This is a genomic window from Ornithinibacillus sp. FSL M8-0202 (assembly GCF_037975285.1).
In the GTDB taxonomy this organism is placed as follows: Bacteria; Bacillota; Bacilli; order Bacillales; family Amphibacillaceae; genus Ornithinibacillus; species Ornithinibacillus massiliensis.
Window position 1 is genome coordinate 3,606,461 of record NZ_CP150248.1, and the last position, 15,630, is coordinate 3,622,090.

General features: G+C 36.0%; 19 protein-coding genes and 1 riboswitch. Of the genes, 7 read left to right on the forward strand and 12 right to left on the reverse strand.

What is annotated here, in order from left to right; genetic code table 11:
- Positions 1-66: 66 nt before the first annotated feature.
- On the forward strand, positions 67-1,932 hold the full coding sequence (locus tag MKY78_RS18200) for an LTA synthase family protein (protein WP_339214666.1): 1,866 nt from the start codon (positions 67-69) through the stop codon (positions 1,930-1,932).
- 98 nt (positions 1,933-2,030) lie between these two features.
- On the opposite strand, the gene MKY78_RS18205 is transcribed toward MKY78_RS18200, so the two are convergent.
- On the reverse strand, positions 2,031-2,213 hold the full coding sequence (locus tag MKY78_RS18205) for a DUF2759 family protein (protein ID WP_339214668.1): 183 nt from the start codon (positions 2,211-2,213) through the stop codon (positions 2,031-2,033).
- Positions 2,214-2,386: 173 nt separating this feature from the next.
- On the opposite strand from MKY78_RS18205, the gene MKY78_RS18210 reads away from it, so the two are divergent.
- Positions 2,387-3,013 (forward strand): MBL fold metallo-hydrolase, encoded by a 627-nt coding sequence (locus MKY78_RS18210; RefSeq protein WP_339214669.1) that lies wholly within the window; start codon positions 2,387-2,389, stop codon positions 3,011-3,013.
- 51 nt (positions 3,014-3,064) lie between these two features.
- On the opposite strand, the gene MKY78_RS18215 is transcribed toward MKY78_RS18210, so the two are convergent.
- The 8 genes from MKY78_RS18215 to comGA form a co-directional block, all read right to left on the reverse strand.
- Entirely contained in the window at positions 3,065-3,307 is a 243-nt protein-coding gene (locus MKY78_RS18215) for a DUF2626 domain-containing protein (RefSeq protein ID WP_186869909.1), read from the reverse strand.
- A 116-nt stretch (positions 3,308-3,423) separates the two neighbouring features.
- Complete coding sequence (locus MKY78_RS18220) at positions 3,424-3,816, reverse strand: hypothetical protein (RefSeq protein WP_339214670.1); 393 nt, start codon at positions 3,814-3,816, stop codon at positions 3,424-3,426.
- Positions 3,788-4,207, reverse strand: a complete 420-nt coding sequence (gene comGF, locus MKY78_RS18225) for a competence type IV pilus minor pilin ComGF (RefSeq protein ID WP_339214672.1) — start codon at positions 4,205-4,207, stop codon at positions 3,788-3,790. Before comGF ends, MKY78_RS18220 begins: the two co-directional genes overlap by 29 nt.
- A complete protein-coding gene (locus MKY78_RS18230; protein WP_339214674.1) occupies positions 4,191-4,526 on the reverse strand; it encodes a prepilin-type N-terminal cleavage/methylation domain-containing protein in 336 nt (111 codons plus the stop codon). Before MKY78_RS18230 ends, comGF begins: the two co-directional genes overlap by 17 nt.
- Complete coding sequence (comGD, locus tag MKY78_RS18235; RefSeq protein ID WP_339214676.1) at positions 4,513-4,938, reverse strand: competence type IV pilus minor pilin ComGD; 426 nt, start codon at positions 4,936-4,938, stop codon at positions 4,513-4,515. Before comGD ends, MKY78_RS18230 begins: the two co-directional genes overlap by 14 nt.
- Positions 4,931-5,245 (reverse strand): competence type IV pilus major pilin ComGC, encoded by a 315-nt coding sequence (gene comGC, locus MKY78_RS18240; RefSeq protein ID WP_339214678.1) that lies wholly within the window; start codon positions 5,243-5,245, stop codon positions 4,931-4,933. The genes comGD and comGC overlap by 8 nt, the downstream gene beginning before the upstream one ends.
- Positions 5,246-5,258: 13 nt before the next feature.
- Positions 5,259-6,287 (reverse strand): type II secretion system F family protein, encoded by a 1,029-nt coding sequence (locus tag MKY78_RS18245; protein WP_339214680.1) that lies wholly within the window; start codon positions 6,285-6,287, stop codon positions 5,259-5,261.
- The gene (comGA, locus tag MKY78_RS18250) at positions 6,274-7,284 is read right to left on the reverse strand and encodes a competence type IV pilus ATPase ComGA (RefSeq protein WP_339214681.1); all 1,011 of its coding nucleotides are present in this window, start codon (positions 7,282-7,284) and stop codon (positions 6,274-6,276) included. Before comGA ends, MKY78_RS18245 begins: the two co-directional genes overlap by 14 nt.
- A 102-nt stretch (positions 7,285-7,386) precedes the next feature.
- Between comGA and MKY78_RS18255 the strand changes: the two genes are divergently transcribed.
- Together MKY78_RS18255 and MKY78_RS18260 are read left to right on the forward strand one after the other, a co-directional pair.
- Entirely contained in the window at positions 7,387-7,902 is a 516-nt protein-coding gene (locus tag MKY78_RS18255) for a shikimate kinase (RefSeq protein WP_339214682.1), read from the forward strand.
- Positions 7,903-7,932: 30 nt separating this feature from the next.
- Positions 7,933-8,118, forward strand: coding sequence for a YqzE family protein (locus tag MKY78_RS18260; RefSeq protein ID WP_339217962.1), 186 nt, complete (start codon positions 7,933-7,935; stop codon positions 8,116-8,118).
- A 61-nt stretch (positions 8,119-8,179) separates the two neighbouring features.
- Here MKY78_RS18260 and MKY78_RS18265 read toward each other — a convergent pair whose 3' ends face one another.
- Both MKY78_RS18265 and MKY78_RS18270 read right to left on the reverse strand, forming a co-directional pair.
- Positions 8,180-8,962: a YqhG family protein gene (locus MKY78_RS18265; RefSeq protein ID WP_339214683.1), complete on the reverse strand. Its 783-nt coding sequence runs from the start codon at positions 8,960-8,962 to the stop codon at positions 8,180-8,182.
- Positions 8,952-10,616: an SNF2-related protein gene (locus MKY78_RS18270; RefSeq protein WP_339214685.1), complete on the reverse strand. Its 1,665-nt coding sequence runs from the start codon at positions 10,614-10,616 to the stop codon at positions 8,952-8,954. Before MKY78_RS18270 ends, MKY78_RS18265 begins: the two co-directional genes overlap by 11 nt.
- Positions 10,617-10,766: 150 nt before the next feature.
- A riboswitch (glycine riboswitch) is annotated at positions 10,767-10,867 on the forward strand.
- A 180-nt stretch (positions 10,868-11,047) separates the two neighbouring features.
- Between MKY78_RS18270 and gcvT the strand changes: the two genes are divergently transcribed.
- The 3 genes from gcvT to gcvPB are packed head-to-tail and all read left to right on the forward strand — an operon-like array spanning position 11,048 to position 14,981.
- Positions 11,048-12,160, forward strand: a complete 1,113-nt coding sequence (gene gcvT / locus MKY78_RS18275) for a glycine cleavage system aminomethyltransferase GcvT (protein ID WP_339214687.1) — start codon at positions 11,048-11,050, stop codon at positions 12,158-12,160.
- Positions 12,161-12,175: 15 nt separating this feature from the next.
- Positions 12,176-13,525: an aminomethyl-transferring glycine dehydrogenase subunit GcvPA gene (gene gcvPA, locus MKY78_RS18280; RefSeq protein WP_339214689.1), complete on the forward strand. Its 1,350-nt coding sequence runs from the start codon at positions 12,176-12,178 to the stop codon at positions 13,523-13,525.
- Positions 13,518-14,981 carry an aminomethyl-transferring glycine dehydrogenase subunit GcvPB gene (gene gcvPB, locus MKY78_RS18285; protein WP_339214691.1) on the forward strand — a complete coding sequence of 488 codons (1,464 nt, stop codon included), beginning with the start codon at positions 13,518-13,520 and terminating at the stop codon, positions 14,979-14,981. The genes gcvPA and gcvPB overlap by 8 nt, the downstream gene beginning before the upstream one ends.
- A 154-nt stretch (positions 14,982-15,135) precedes the next feature.
- Here the strand turns inward: gcvPB and MKY78_RS18290 are convergent, their stop codons facing one another.
- Positions 15,136-15,507 carry a rhodanese-like domain-containing protein gene (locus tag MKY78_RS18290; RefSeq protein WP_186869895.1) on the reverse strand — a complete coding sequence of 124 codons (372 nt, stop codon included), beginning with the start codon at positions 15,505-15,507 and terminating at the stop codon, positions 15,136-15,138.
- Between the last annotated feature and the right edge of the window lie 123 nt (positions 15,508-15,630).

A 15,630-nucleotide genomic window follows, 5' to 3' on the forward strand; every position in this document is an offset into this window, starting at 1 on the left:
TTATGTCCTAACAATACTAGCTTGAAAAACATATAGTAAAGCAGTAATTTCTTAGGAGGAAATAGGATGAAAAGTAAAGGAATAAGGCTTCCTTTATATGTTTTAGCAACTCTATTATTCGGTTTAAAAACATATATTGTCTATCGTTTTTTATTTTCATTGGATTTAGAGAATTCCATGCAAGAGTTTATCTTATTTATTAACCCATTTGTTTCAGCCTTTTTACTATTTGGCTTGAGCGTTTGGATTACGAAGCCGGAAAGACAAATGAAGTATGTACGTTATATGATCTTGATCGGCACGTTCATTATTTTTGCCAATCTAGTATTCTACCGATCTTTCTCTGATTTCATTACAGTTCCACAATTAATCCAAGGTGGAACGATGGGAGATTTAGGATCTAGCATTTTATCTCTAATTAAGGTGTATGATATTTTACTGTTTCTTGATGTAATTATCATTTGGTATTTGAGTAAGAAACATCAAGAACTTGTGGTAACGAAATACCCAAGAAGTGGTAAGGTATGTGCGTTAGCATTATCATTAGCTCTTTTAGTTGGGAATTTCTTCCTTGCAGAAATGGAGCGACCACAGCTATTTACAAGGGCATTTGATAGGGAATACCTAGTGAAATATATTGGGCTATTTAATTACCATATTTATGATGTTGTATTACACTCAAAGGTAAAAACACAGCATGTATTTGCTGACGGTAGTGAGTTACCCACTATCAAGGAGTATGTAGATAATGTCATTGAAACGAATGCGGAATCAGAATTATTCGGGGTAGCAAAAGATAAGAACGTGATATTTATTTCTGCTGAATCATTACAATCCTTTGTTATAAATAACACGGTGAATGGTCAAGAAGTTACACCTTTTCTTAATCGTTTAGTTGAAGATGAGGACACGTATTATTTTGAGAATTTCTATCACCAAACAGAGCAAGGGAAGACATCTGACTCTGAGTTTTTAACAGAAAACTCACTATATCCGCTTCCAAGAGGTGCTGTGTTCTATACCCATGCCCAAAATGATTATTATGCATTACCTGAAATGCTTGGGAATGAAGGGTATTATACGACAGTATTCCATGCGAATAATGATAGCTTTTATAATCGGGATCAAATGTATCCGAGTTTAGGTTTCGATCATTTCTATGATGTCGATGCATATGAAGTAAATGATTATAATAGTGTTGGTTGGGGATTAAAGGATAAGCCATTCTTTGAGCAGTCAATGAAATACCTGACTACGCTTACGGAACCGTATTACGCAAAATTTATAACCTTAACCAATCATTTCCCATTCGAACTCGATGAGATGGATAAATCAATCGAACGATATGATTCCAATTCTAATACACTGAATAATTATTTTCCAACAGTTCGTTATATGGATGAATCCATTGAGGAATTCTTCCAGATGCTTAAAGATTCAGGTATCTACGATAAGTCGATTATCATAATAATGGGTGATCATTATGGCATTAGTTCTAATCATAATAAGGCGATGAGCATGTATTTAGAGAAGGACGAAATAACACCATATGACCATGTACAATTACAGCGTGTACCTTTATTCATTCACATCCCTGGTCATGGAAAAGGCGAAGTAAGGTCAACCATTAGCGGACAAATTGATTTGAAGCCGACAATCCTCAGTCTTTTAGGTATCGAACATAAAGACGATATTTATTTTGGTAATGATTTATTTGTAGATGATCGAAAGGATTATATTGCGCTTCGAAATGGGGACGTTATCACGGAAGACTATATCTATACGAATGATAGCTGCTATGACTTTACTAGTGGTGAGATTCTAGAAGAGGCGGATACATGCTTTGAGCTTAGCGAAACAATCAAGAAAGAACTGGAGTATTCAGATAGTATTATCTACGGAGATTTGTTTCGTTTTATTGACTCTAGATAACATGTCATAACGCAATAGAGGTATATAGAAAGCTTAATATGTCTCATGAATAAAGAAAAACTACACATCAGAAACGGAATGTGTAGTTTTTTCTTCTATTATAGTGATTCCTTTATAGCAGAAATAATGGTGCTTATTGAGAAAAATCCAAATGCTAAAACCGTTAGTGCGGAAAAGATTAGCGCTAAAACATTACGATATTTTAGCTGTCTTACAAAAGAAACAACTGCTACAATTGCAACTACTAAAAAGATAATACCTAATACTATATGTAGTGACATCGTTACAATAAACCTCCTTATACTAAGCTAATCATCTTTGTTTGTTTCATTACGTTATTTATATTAATATGTATCATACTACCACATTTATTCTAGTATAAAATTATGGTTTTGTCGAGAATATCACAAAATATTTCTAATTTCTTCACATTCAAGATAGGAGGAGACAATCAATGGAAATTAAGCAATTCCAATTAGGGCCACTTGGTACGAATTGTTATCTTGTACATAATACGGAACAAGTCATCATAATTGATCCAGGTGGGGATGGAAAGCGATTAATGAATTGGTTGACAGAAAATAATCTGGAGCCGATTGCAATCCTGTTAACCCATGCTCATTTTGATCATATTGGAGCGGTTGAGCTGTTACGTACCCATTACAACATAAAGGTCTATATGCATAAGGAAGAAGCGACATGGTTAGAGGATCCTAGCCTTAATCGTTCTCTAGCTTTTATTGGTGAGGAAATCATCACCTCCGCACCAGATGTCCTTCTAGGGCCCGGTAATTTTTCTATTGGTCCATTTGAATTCGACGTATTGTATACCCCAGGACATTCGCCAGGAAGTATAAGTTTTTTATTGCAAGCGGAAAAGGTAATTTTCAGTGGGGATGTATTATTTAATCGTGGAATTGGTAGGACAGATCTACCTGGTGGTGATTTTGCTACCTTACAAGATACAATATGGAATACGTTATATACATTAACCAATGACATTACGGTATATCCGGGGCATGGCCCAACAACGACCATTGGTGAGGAGAAAAGGTATAACCCATTTATACCCCAAAAATAGATAAAACAAAAACCCTGCGATGAATCCATATGTAAGCAGGGTTTTTGTTTCTTAATGCCCGAAACCTGGCACTAAAATAAATTCTGAATACCATGTAAAACCTATCATGAAAACAGTACAATAAGCTCCGAACAAGTACATGTACATACGCTCAGATAATTTCAAATAACTTACTGTTAGGAAAAATACCGTTTGAACTAGGAATAGTAAAGAAGTGTTGACCATACCACCAACATAAAACATTACCGTAAAAATACCAGTCCAAAAGGCAAGGACTCTAAACATTCTGTCCATCATTTCCCCTCCTTTTCGGTGACGTCATCACTGTTATTATATACAAGTCAAACCATAATGTAAACGATTCATATTATTTGTTTGAAATTTATTAACAAATAAAAAGAGTGTTAAAATTATTCTATCTCTTGGAATGGATTGGAATTAGGTGCTGGTTTTACCATTTCCGAGACGAATAAGACTTTCGATTGATTCGTTTCTATGTTAAAGCGTAATTGAATAAACTCTCCATATCCCTTAGACCGTACATTTACTTTCCCGTTAGGAAATTGATAGGTTAGGTTTTCATCCTTATTTTGGGGAATGTAGTCTTTTTTATACGTTATATAACCCATTTGGAATAGTGTTTGGGCATGGATTTGTTCGATTACATTATAGGTTATCTTTAAATCATGTTGATAGGCTAACAAATTTGATGAGAAGTTTAGTAATACGAAGGTAGTCAATAATAGGACCGAGGGGAGGATAAAACCTTTTTCCTTATGGATAAAATCCAATCGTCTTTTCATAGTGATCTCCCTTTAAGGATGTGACGTGAATTGTAAATCCGAATGGTAACGAATTAATTTGAAAACTTTCGATATCGCGTAAATATATTTCATGGCCTTTGCCATTCAATTGTCTTCGAACTAATTGTCGATATAACTCAATGGTGACAACATCATCATTATATAATTGAAGTACGATTTTATTCGAGTGAGTAGTACAAGCAATGGATTGATTGACTTCTTTTTGAATCAAATTAAAAAACTGTTGAATGGATAATTCTTCGTAGTAGGAGTCTTGGTGATGTAAGCTGTTTAAAATTGCCCCTTGTATCGGTAGACAGATCATAAGAATTAGTAAACTGAATAATTGATTTAGTAATGTAAAACCTTTTTCATTATTCTTGAGCACCATAAAGACATACCTCTTCCTGTCTGTTGTTTATATTCATCCAATTTGCACAGCCTTGAATAATATCATCTTCCAGCACCGTAAATGTCATTCCTATCTCTACCTGTTCTATTGATTCATAGTACGTATCGGCAGGGACACCGTACCACAATACAGATTGTAATTCGTCATGTAAATGATACGTGACGGCCCTTTTAAGACTTAGTGCTTCTCTTTCAACGGAAATGAATGACGTTAGAGGAAGGAGAGCAGTGCTAATGACCATTAGCACTGCTAAAGAGACTAATGCCTCTGTCATCGTAAATCCGCTACTGCTTCTCAATATAACCACGTCCTTTACCAATTGGAAAAATAACGTTATAGCTATTCGTTGGTGAAGAAATTTCTATGGTGCCTGCATATCTAATCGTTCCGTTTTCATTAAAGGAAATGCTTTGGAGTGTGCGTGGATCAATGCTCCAGCCATTTGGAAGCTTCCGTTCGATTGGCTCTATACTATCGCCAATTAAGGTATAGCTGTTTTTCTCTAGCTTGATTCGTAAATAGTCGTTTGTAACCATCGATTGATTTTGTAAGAAGAGAACATCGTATTGGAATTGCGCTAGAATTTTTTCTTCTGTTAGCTTTCCTAATAAAGCATGACTTACCGGCACACTAATCGAAAGAATGATTCCCAAAATAGCTAGGGCAACTAACGTTTCCAAGAGGGAAAATCCTAATTGTTTATCATTCATTTTCTGGTGCCGATACAGTTCCCGTTACTGAATTATACACAAGCTCATTATTGGAGCATTGCGTTTGATTTTCACGAATATAACCTTTGTTCACTAGTTCATTGAGGCTAGTTGGAAACGTATGAGAGTCTAAATAAAATGCATCGATTTGGGTTTGTACGACAGAGACTAATGCATCACACCCTTTACCCTGTGCTTCTTGGCTCTTATTTCCCAGATTAGGAATGATAAGAATCATCAAAACAGAGACTATCATTAATACGACAAGCATTTCGATTAAGGTAAATGCTTTTTGGTTTTTAAACATTTAAATCGCTCCTTTAGATGGTTTCAATAAATTGATACATTGGTACTAATAAGGATAAGTAAATCAGAATAATCACTAGCCCTAACAAGATGAAAAAGACTGGCTGGATATAGGTGATGAACTTAACTATTTTTTCGTTTATTTCTTCTGTGATATAAGCAGAGTACGTACCGAGATCTTTCTCCAAAGTATCCGCATTGCTATTCTGTTGAAATATCGAGGCAAGTTGTGGGCTGATGAATGTTAGCTCAGTCATAAGCTGTGAAATAGGTACACCATGATGAAGACCATTGGTTAATTGCGTTGCATAATAGGAAAGCAATGGCAGTTTTTCTTGGTTGGAAAGAATCGTAAGGACATCCTTTATTGGTAGTCCGGTTTTTAAAAGGGATTCCACATGGGTAGCAAATAAGAAGGAAGTATTTAATGTTACATAGTTTCGGTATAAGGGGATAGAGCGATAAATCTTTATTTGTAGCCCAATAGGTATAGTAGCTTTAATTCGTTTCCAAATCCAATACATGATGAATAGCGCTATTAGAATTACGATGGTGCTATAGTATAAAAGGGAAGACAATCCAATGGCCGAATGAATAATAAACGAATCTTGTTCATTTTGCGGAAATAGCATAAGGAGATTCGGTACTACAGAATGTTGAATAAACAAAAATGCAATCGAAAATATAATTAGCAGTATAATTGGATAACGGATTACTTGGGTGAATTTTTTTAGATGATGGATTCTCTTTTCAAAGATAGCAAGACATTTCGTTATACTGGCATCTAAATCCCCATGTTCCTTTGCGAAAAAGAGATAAGACGTGATAATGGGATGAAAAGAGAGTTTTTCTAGTGATTGATCTAAGGTGTAGCCACGTTTGATATGGTAGATGATATCTTCTGCTAGGTGATATAAGTTCTTGTCCCATTTTAATGTTTCTAATGCTGCTAATAATGGGTACCCATTGGTTAATGCTCTGGATAATCGTTTTAAAAAGGTTAATTGAGTAGCTATATTTAGCTTCTTATTAAAACGTCTCAAAGGTATCTTTAGAGATAAATCCATAGATATAAGCCTTCCTTCGTAGATATTCAAATGAATGCTTAGACTCATGAAGATTGATTACTTTGCCATGGATAACCTGACTTAATAAGTCTCCATTTAATATTTCTAAGATAGCTGCGCGTTTTTGTGTTGGGTTACACGTTAATATGGATAATAACTGAATCGACGCAATCCCAATTAGCGATTGTTCTAATTCAGAAGGGGTTATCCCCATTTCGAGTAAACGATGAATTGTCCCTTGGGTATTCTTAGCATGAATGGTACTCAGCACTAAATGTCCTGTTAAGGATGCTTCAAAGGCAAATTTAGCTGTTTCCCTATCTCGAATTTCTCCAACCATGATAATATCTGGATCATGACGTAGTGCGGCTTTCAGTCCTGTTTGGTATGTAATACCTGCTTTTTCATTTACTTGTACTTGTAAAATGTCTTGGATATTTTTCTCAATTGGGTCTTCAAGTGTAATGGTCTGGAAGGATTCATCCTTTAAAGCGGACTCTAGTAATGCATATAATGTTGTCGTTTTCCCGCTCCCGGTTGGTCCAGAAAACAATATTAAACCTGCTGGGGAATTCATCCACGTTTTGATTGTATGAAGTTGTTGTTTAAAGAGAAAAAGTTGTTCCAGAGATAAGTTTTGCTGTTGTGGAAGGAGTCGAATAGCTAGGCTTTCTAATTGGTTAACTGGTAAAGTAGACAGCCGAAGGGAGTATTTATCGGATGTTGTGGAGTGAAAAAGTGTCCCATTTTGGGGCTTTCTATTTTCACCGATATCCATGCCTGATGTAAACTTATAATAAGTAAGAAGGGATTCATAACGATTAATTGAGATCGATTGATAAAGTATTCGTTTACCATATACGCGGAAGTAAATATTTGTCGTCGTTTCAAAGGGGTAGAAGTGGATATCCGTGGCTTGGTTTTCAATGGCATTTGTAATGATATGACGGGATAGTCTTTCAGCAGTAGTCAATAGGCAACACCTCCATTTTTGGTTCTATATTTATTTTGATTCGACATAAAACGGGTAAATCCTTCTTTTTTCTTAAAATTTTTTGAAAGAGGAGTAAATAAGTTGAAACAGCTATATTTAATTGGCTTCATGGGAAGCGGTAAAACTACTGTTGGTCGCTCGATTAAGGAACAGTATGGAATCGATTATATCGATCTGGATGAGGCGATTGAGAGTAGATTACATAAACGTATTGTCGATATTTTTAAAGAAGAGGGAGAAGGAGCATTTCGTACGTATGAAACCGAGACTTTAAAAGCATTAAAGACCACACCAATTATTGCAACCGGTGGGGGAATTATAGAACGAAGTGAAAATATTTCGTATATGAAAGAAAATGGGATCATTATTTACTTAAAGACTTCCTTTAATACCATTAAATTAAGATTAACACGCGATCAATCCCGTCCATTATGGAAGGATGAAAAACAGAATAAAGCTTTATTTGACAAAAGAAATAAAATCTATGAACATGCTGCGGATTATATCGTTCATTGTGATAACCGATCGACAAAGGAGATACTAGAAGAAATTGTAAGCCTGTACAGGTATAAAGGGATTTTGGATAGTGAAGACTAAACATAATCCTATATATAAGGGGTGGTTATCATAAAAGGAAACGATTATGTGAAATTTATGACCGAGCAAGTTGTATCGTATATTGATCTTCCAAAAGAAGAACGTAGAAAAAAGCGATTAGAACAAAAGGCACAGAGAACGCAAGTCACGATAGGCAACAAATGGTTTGGTGTGTTACCAGTGGCAATTAAGTCTATGTTTAAAAAGGCGGAATGAATGCCTCTATTGGGATAGGGTCTGATCATGAAGTCATTTATCAGACCCTATGGAGGCTTTTTTACGTATTAGAAGCATTTAAATAAAAAATTCCACCATTAATGACAGTAAGCTCAATTTTTGGCTGATAACGTTCTTTTAAGCCCTGTAATTCTTTCTCCATTTGTTCAACATCTTCCTCTTGATCCCCTTCATAGAAATGCTTTAGTAATTCTATTTCCTTGTCCAATTCTTCAAGGGATTCTTTTGCCCAATCGTGCTCAAGGTCCTGGATGTATTGGTTGATGACTGCTAATATTCTGTTATATCCACTCTTTGGTTTAATTAACGGTGTAATGGTATAGCAGTAATCCGAAATCTGCATGAGAAACTCCTTCTTCATTAAGGTATCCATTATTTCCGTTTTCATCATGCCATTTAGTAAGTTTAATCCGATAGAAAATACTTCATCTTTTTTAAGTTTTCCAATGTAGCTTAATTTTAAGTTGATGACGAGCCATGGATGTAGGGCGGTATTTTGATTCGTGTATACCACTTCAAATAGTCTAGTATAGCGTTCATTTTCTTTTAAATGATTCAATATTTGTTGAAGTCGAGGACTACCGAAATGAATTCGCTCACCCTTTTCTTCTAATGACGAGGGGTTTGTAATCAAGGTGAGTTGCATTGGGTCACCCTCTCGTCCCATTTTTTTAATGTAATGCCAATAAAATGGCCTATTCATTAGAGCACGGTCCATTTTCTCATTTAACTGTACCTTAAGTACACCTTCACGATTAGAAAGTATGTCACAATGATGAGCAGTGAAATAGTCTTCTAAAAATGAATGGAGATTAATTGCCATATTGAGACTCCTCTTGGAATGTATTCTGATGTGTATGATGAATAATAGAAGCTAAATTATCTAATTTAATTTTTACCTCTCCAGTAGATGAGGACTCGTTCATAATCGTTTTTACTTCTCCTTCAAAGCTATCAATATTAAGCTCGGCTAATATGTCGTCTAAATGTCCAACTACTTTTTCAAAAAGAGCAATTTTTTCATAGAGTAATTTCATTATATGCTCTTCCAATGTATTACGAATCGCAAAATTATAAATATGCACATCCTTCTCTTGACCATAACGATGAATTCTACCGATTCGTTGTTCTAAGCGCATCGGATTCCAAGGAAGGTCATAATTAATCATATAATGACAAAACTGTAAATTAATTCCTTCACCACCGGCTTCTGTGGCAATTAACACTTGTGCTTTATCTTGGAAGAGTTGTTTCATCCAGTCCTTCTTTCCTCGTTTAAAACCACCACGGAAAGGAACCGAAGTAATTCCATGCTGCTGTAAAAACCACTGCAAATAAAGCTGTGAAGCTCGGTATTCGGTGAAGATAATCACTTTTTCATCACCAATTTGTTTCATTAGCTCAACCACTTTATGCGCTTTGGCATGATGCGGAAGTTGGCCAATTTTATCGATAATCGGCTTTAATATCTCTCTTCCTTGACTTTCTTCATCATTTACATACTTTTGGAGAGATAGATAGCAAGCCTCACGAGAAGAACAAAGCTCTCGTAGAAATGTAATCTTTGAAAAAGATGAGAAAGGTTGAAAGGTATGATCCAACTCGTTATATACGTCATATTCTTCCGGTGTAAAATCGACCCAAATGGTTTCGATATGCCGTTTTGCATGATCTAATTTCGTATCCTTTCTAGTATTTCGTACCATCACTTTTTGAACGAGCTGCTTTAAGTAAACATCCTGATTTAACTTTTTACGATCTCTACCATACTTTTCTAAGAATGATTCATAATTTCCTAAGTGGCCAGGCTTTAATATCGATACTAGGTTGAAGATCTCGATTAATTGATTTTGTACCGGTGTCGCGGTTAATAGTAAACAATATTTCTTCCTTAATGCCCGTACAAATTCATAGTTTTTTGTTTTATGATTCTTTAGTTTATGTGCTTCATCAATGAGGATAAAATCATAATCAATATCTAATATCGCTTCCCGGTGAGGCGAACGTTTTGCTGTATCAATCGATGTCACAATTATATCGTATTGATCCCATGGGAAATGCTTACGAAAGGTAGCAGCCGGAATATAAAATTTTTCATTAAGTTCCTTTACCCATTGATTCACTAGGGAAGCTGGAACAAGAATAAGTACTTTCTTCACTAGTCCACGAATCATATATTCCTTTAATATTAATCCGGCTTCTATTGTTTTCCCTAGGCCAACTTCATCTGCTAAAATAGCCCGTCCATTCATTTCTTCAATTGCTTGTTTGGCTGTCTCAATTTGATGTGGTAAAAACTCCATATCTGGTAAAAATTCAAGAGCTCGTAAACCATGAAAGTCTTTCGTTATTGTAGTAAGCTCTGCTTTATAAGCCATCTGGAATAGCTCCCAAGAGGAAAAGGGTCCATCCTGCTCTAACTTTTCATCTAACGTCTCAATAAAGTTTGAATCATGGATAATGTCTATATGTTTCATACGATACGTCCTTTATCAATAGTTTCATCATGGATGAATATTAACGATACATTTTAACTGTTCTATGGTATAATAAAAGCGAAAAATCTAGTTAGTAAAATGAGTTTTGATACATAGTATAACCAAAAGTTAGAATTTCATAAGAAGCGGATGATTACAGGGGGAGAGATTACTCTTCTATGTATGATTAGTAACGCCGAAGGAGCAAGCAATGTTGCGAATCTCTCAGGCAAAAGAACTCTTGTAGGACGCACCTCTGGAGAGTGTTTACTTCGGTAAACCACCCACGAAGCACGCATTTTCTAATAGGAAATGTTAAACTTTCTGGTTACAGGACAGAGACAGTATAAAAGGGGATAATAGAATCTCCATATTATACTGTCTCTATTTTTATGGTTAATAATTAGAAAATTTAAAAGGGAGTGGAAATTGTGAGTGAACTGAAAAGAACCCCAATTTTTCCTGAGTATGCAAAGCTTGGGGCAAAGACAATTGACTTTGGTGGATGGGATTTACCAGTCCAATTCTCCAGCATCAAAGAAGAGCATGAGGCGACAAGAAAGAAAGCAGGTTTATTTGATGTATCCCATATGGGTGAAATTTTAGTAACAGGTCCGAAAGCGCTTGACTTTTTACAATACGTTACGACAAATGATGTATCCAAATTAGTGCCAAATAAAGCACAATATGCACTCATGTGTTATGAAGATGGTGGCACTGTTGATGATTTTCTAATTTATATGATCAATAATAATGAATACTTAGTCGTTGTAAATGCGGCAAATACTGAAAAAGATTATGAATGGATGGTTAAGAATAATCAATTTACAGAAGAAGACGTTACCATTAAAAATGTTTCCGCTGAATATGCACAACTAGCATTACAAGGTCCAAAGGCGGAAGAAATCTTACAATCTGTTACAAGTACAAACGTAAGCGAGATTAAATTCTTTCGATTTGAGAAGGAAGTAGCCATTAAAGGAGTACAAACCCCAGTTTTAGTTTCGAGAACAGGCTACACTGGTGAGGATGGATTTGAATTATATATTGCTAGTGCAGATGGTCCAAAATTATGGAATGTACTACTTGAGGCTGGAAAAGAAATAGGAATTTTACCGGTTGGTCTTGGAGCAAGGGATACACTTCGATTTGAAGCTAACCTCCCATTATATGGACAGGAGCTCTCTTCTACTATTACACCGATAGAAGCTGGTTTAGGTTTTGCAGTTAAAGTCAATAAAGAAGCTGACTTTATTGGAAAATCGGTGTTAAAAGAGCAAGTAGAACATGGAACTAAACGGAAAATAGTTGGTATAGAAATGATCGATAAAGGTATCCCACGTCATGGATATGAAGTGTTTCACGGAGAGGAAGAAGTAGGTGTTGTCACCTCTGGTACACAATCTCCTACACTACAAAAAAATATTGGCTTAGCTTTAGTGCAGTCAGAATTTGCTGAAGCTGGAATGGAACTAGAAATACAGGTAAGAAAACGTAGACTACGGGCAAAAATCATTTCGAGAAAATTCTTAAAGCAAGATTAATAGGGGGGAATGGAAATGGATTTTCGTTATTTACCAATGACAGAAACAGATAAACAAGAAATGTTAAGTGCGATTGGCGTCGCTTCAACTGATGAATTATTTTCAGATATTCCAGAGAAGGTTCGCCTAAAGGATGGATTAAACTTAAAAACACCAAAAAGTGAAGCTGAGTTAAAAAAAGAACTTGTCCTAATGGCAAACAAAAACTATAACCTAAGGGAGTATACCTCTTTCTTAGGAGCAGGGGTATATGATCACTTTATTCCTTCTGTAGTGGATCATATTATATCAAGGTCAGAATTCTATACGGCGTATACACCGTATCAGCCAGAAATTTCACAAGGGGAATTACAAGCGATTTTTGAATTTCAAACGATGATTTCAGAGCTTACCGGGATGCCGGTTGCCAATTCATCTATGTACGATGGCGGAACCTCTTTAGCTGAAGCAGTGAACTTAAGTGCTGGTCAAACGCGAAAGAAAAAAGTTCTAGTATCGAAAGCGATTCACCCAGAATCTCAAGCGGTAATTGAAACATATGGTAAAGGCCAAAATCTGGATATCGTATATATTGATCATAGCGATGGTCGTACAGATTTAGAGCAATTAGCTAGTGAATTAGATGAACATACTGCAAGTGTTGTCTTACAATACCCGAACTTTTTCGGACAAATTGAGCCTTTAGCAGAGGTTCGAGCATTATTAGATACACAACCAAAAACAATGTTTATCGTATCTAGTAATCCTTTAGCATTAGGTTATTTAACACCTCCTGGTAAGTTTGGAGCAGATATTGTGATTGGCGATACACAAGTGTTTGGTATTCCTGCTCAATTTGGCGGTCCGCATTGCGGTTATTTCGCAACTACTGAAAAGCTTATGCGTAAAATTCCAGGACGATTAGTAGGACAAACAAAGGATGAAAATGGCGTCCGTGGATTTGTATTAACCTTACAAGCTCGTGAACAACATATTCGTCGTGATAAAGCTACTTCTAATATTTGTTCTAACCAGGCATTAAATGCGCTTGCAAGTGCTGTTGCAATGAGTTCTATTGGTAAGCATGGGATAAGAAAAATGGCAGAGCTTAATATGCAAAAGGCACGTTATGCGAAAAAGCAGCTTGAGATTGCAGGGTTTGAAGTAGTAGGTCATGGTTCCTTCTTTAATGAATTTATCGTGAAGCTTCCAGTTTCTGTTAAAGATGCGAATGATAAATTACTCGAAAAGGGAATCATAGGTGGTTATGATTTAGCAACTTATTATCCAGAACTAGAAGGTCATATGCTAATTGCTGTAACAGAAATTCGTACAAAAGAAGAAATTGATACTTTTGTAAAAGAATTGGGGGATATCCATGAGTAATCAAGATTTTGCCTTAATCTTTGAACGTAGTAAAGAAGGTAGAGTTAGCTATAATTTACCAGAAATAGATGTACCAGAAGTAGATTTAGAAGCGGAACTAACGGATACGTATGTAAGAGCAGATGCTCCAGATTTACCTGAAGTAAGTGAATTAGATATCATTCGTCACTATACAGGATTATCGAATCGCAATTATGGGGTTGATTCTGGCTTTTATCCGCTTGGATCATGTACGATGAAGTATAATCCGAAAATTAATGAAGATGTTGCACGATTAGATGGGTTCAGTCATATTCACCCTTATCAGGACCCTAAAACTGTTCAAGGTGCCCTGGAGATGATGTATGATTTACAAGAATCATTAAAAGAAATTACTGGTATGGCTGGTGTATCACTACAATCAGCAGCAGGTGCACATGGTGAGTGGACAGGGCTAATGATGATTCGTGCATTCCATGAAGCTAATGGCGATTTTCAACGTACAAAGGTAATAGTTCCAGACTCAGCACATGGTACAAATCCAGCTTCGGCAACTGTCGCAGGATTTGATGCGATTACAGTTAAATCAAATGAGAATGGGCTGGTTGATTTAGAGGACTTAAAGCGTGTAGTCGGGGAAGACACAGCGGCATTAATGCTAACAAATCCGAATACACTTGGATTATTTGAGACGGAAATTCTTGAAATGGCTGAGATTGTTCATTCAGCAGGGGGTAAGCTTTATTATGATGGAGCAAACTTAAATGCCATTATGGGCTATGCTCGTCCTGGAGATATGGGATTTGATGTTGTACATCTAAATTTACACAAAACATTCACTGGTCCACATGGCGGTGGTGGTCCTGGTTCAGGTCCAGTTGGGGTATCGGCTGAACTGGAGCCTTTCTTACCAAAACCTTTAATTGTAAAGCAAGATGATTTCTTCACGTTCGAGTATGATCGACCACAGTCAATTGGTCGTGTAAAACCTTACTATGGTAACTTCGGAATCAATCTTCGTGCCTATACGTATATCCGTACGATGGGTGGAGAGGGTCTTAAGAAGGTTAGTGAGTATGCGGTATTAAATGCGAATTATATGATGCGTAAATTAGAGAAGGCTTATGATTTACCATATACACAACATTGTAAGCATGAATTTGTACTTTCTGGAAGAAAACAGAAGAAGCTAGGTGTACGTACATTAGATATTGCCAAACGTCTGTTAGACTTTGGTTATCATCCGCCAACCATCTACTTCCCATTAAATGTTGAAGAAGCTTTAATGATAGAGCCTACAGAAACAGAGTCTAAAGAAACATTGGATGGATTTATAGAAACGATGCTACAAATTGCAGACGAAGCGGAAAATAATCCTGAGATTGTTCAAGAAGCTCCGCATAATACTGTAGTAAAGCGTATGGATGAAACAACAGCAGCAAGAAAACCAGTACTACGTTATTATAAAGAGAAATAATAGTATAAGGCATCACCGAGAGATACTTCAGTGATGCCTTTTTCAATGTAGCTAAAAGCTATTGTCTGACACTTGTATGAGATGGCCAAAAAATAAAGAAGCTTGGAGTTCCCAAGCTTCTTTATTTGTGATTCTATTCCTATTAAGTTAAAATTTATCCTTGTTTTACTTTACCAGTCCATTTTTTAAATCCACCTTTTAATTGGTAGATATGCTCATAGCCCTTTTTATGAAGAAGCTGTGCGGCTCTTGCTGATCGTGCGCCACTTTGACAATATAGGTATACTGGCTTATCTTTACGAATCTCAATCAAACGCTGCTTCATTTGCGTAACTGGAATATTTCTAGAACCTAGAATATGTCCATTTTTAAATTCTTGAGGCTCTCTTACATCTATAAGCTGTGCTTTACGATAGCCTTCACGGAATTGATCTTCTGTTAACGTTTTTAAATAAGTACGTTGTCTAAAGTAACGAAATACTGCTATTACGATAATAATGATTAGTGCTAATAAAAGATACTTCATCTATTAATCCCCCGTCTTTCCATGTGTACTATCTTATTATAGGCGGAAACGATGTTTTTTTCAAAGTTTTTCTATGAAGGTTTACATGTTTATTATGTCGAAAAATAGTGAAAATATATCACT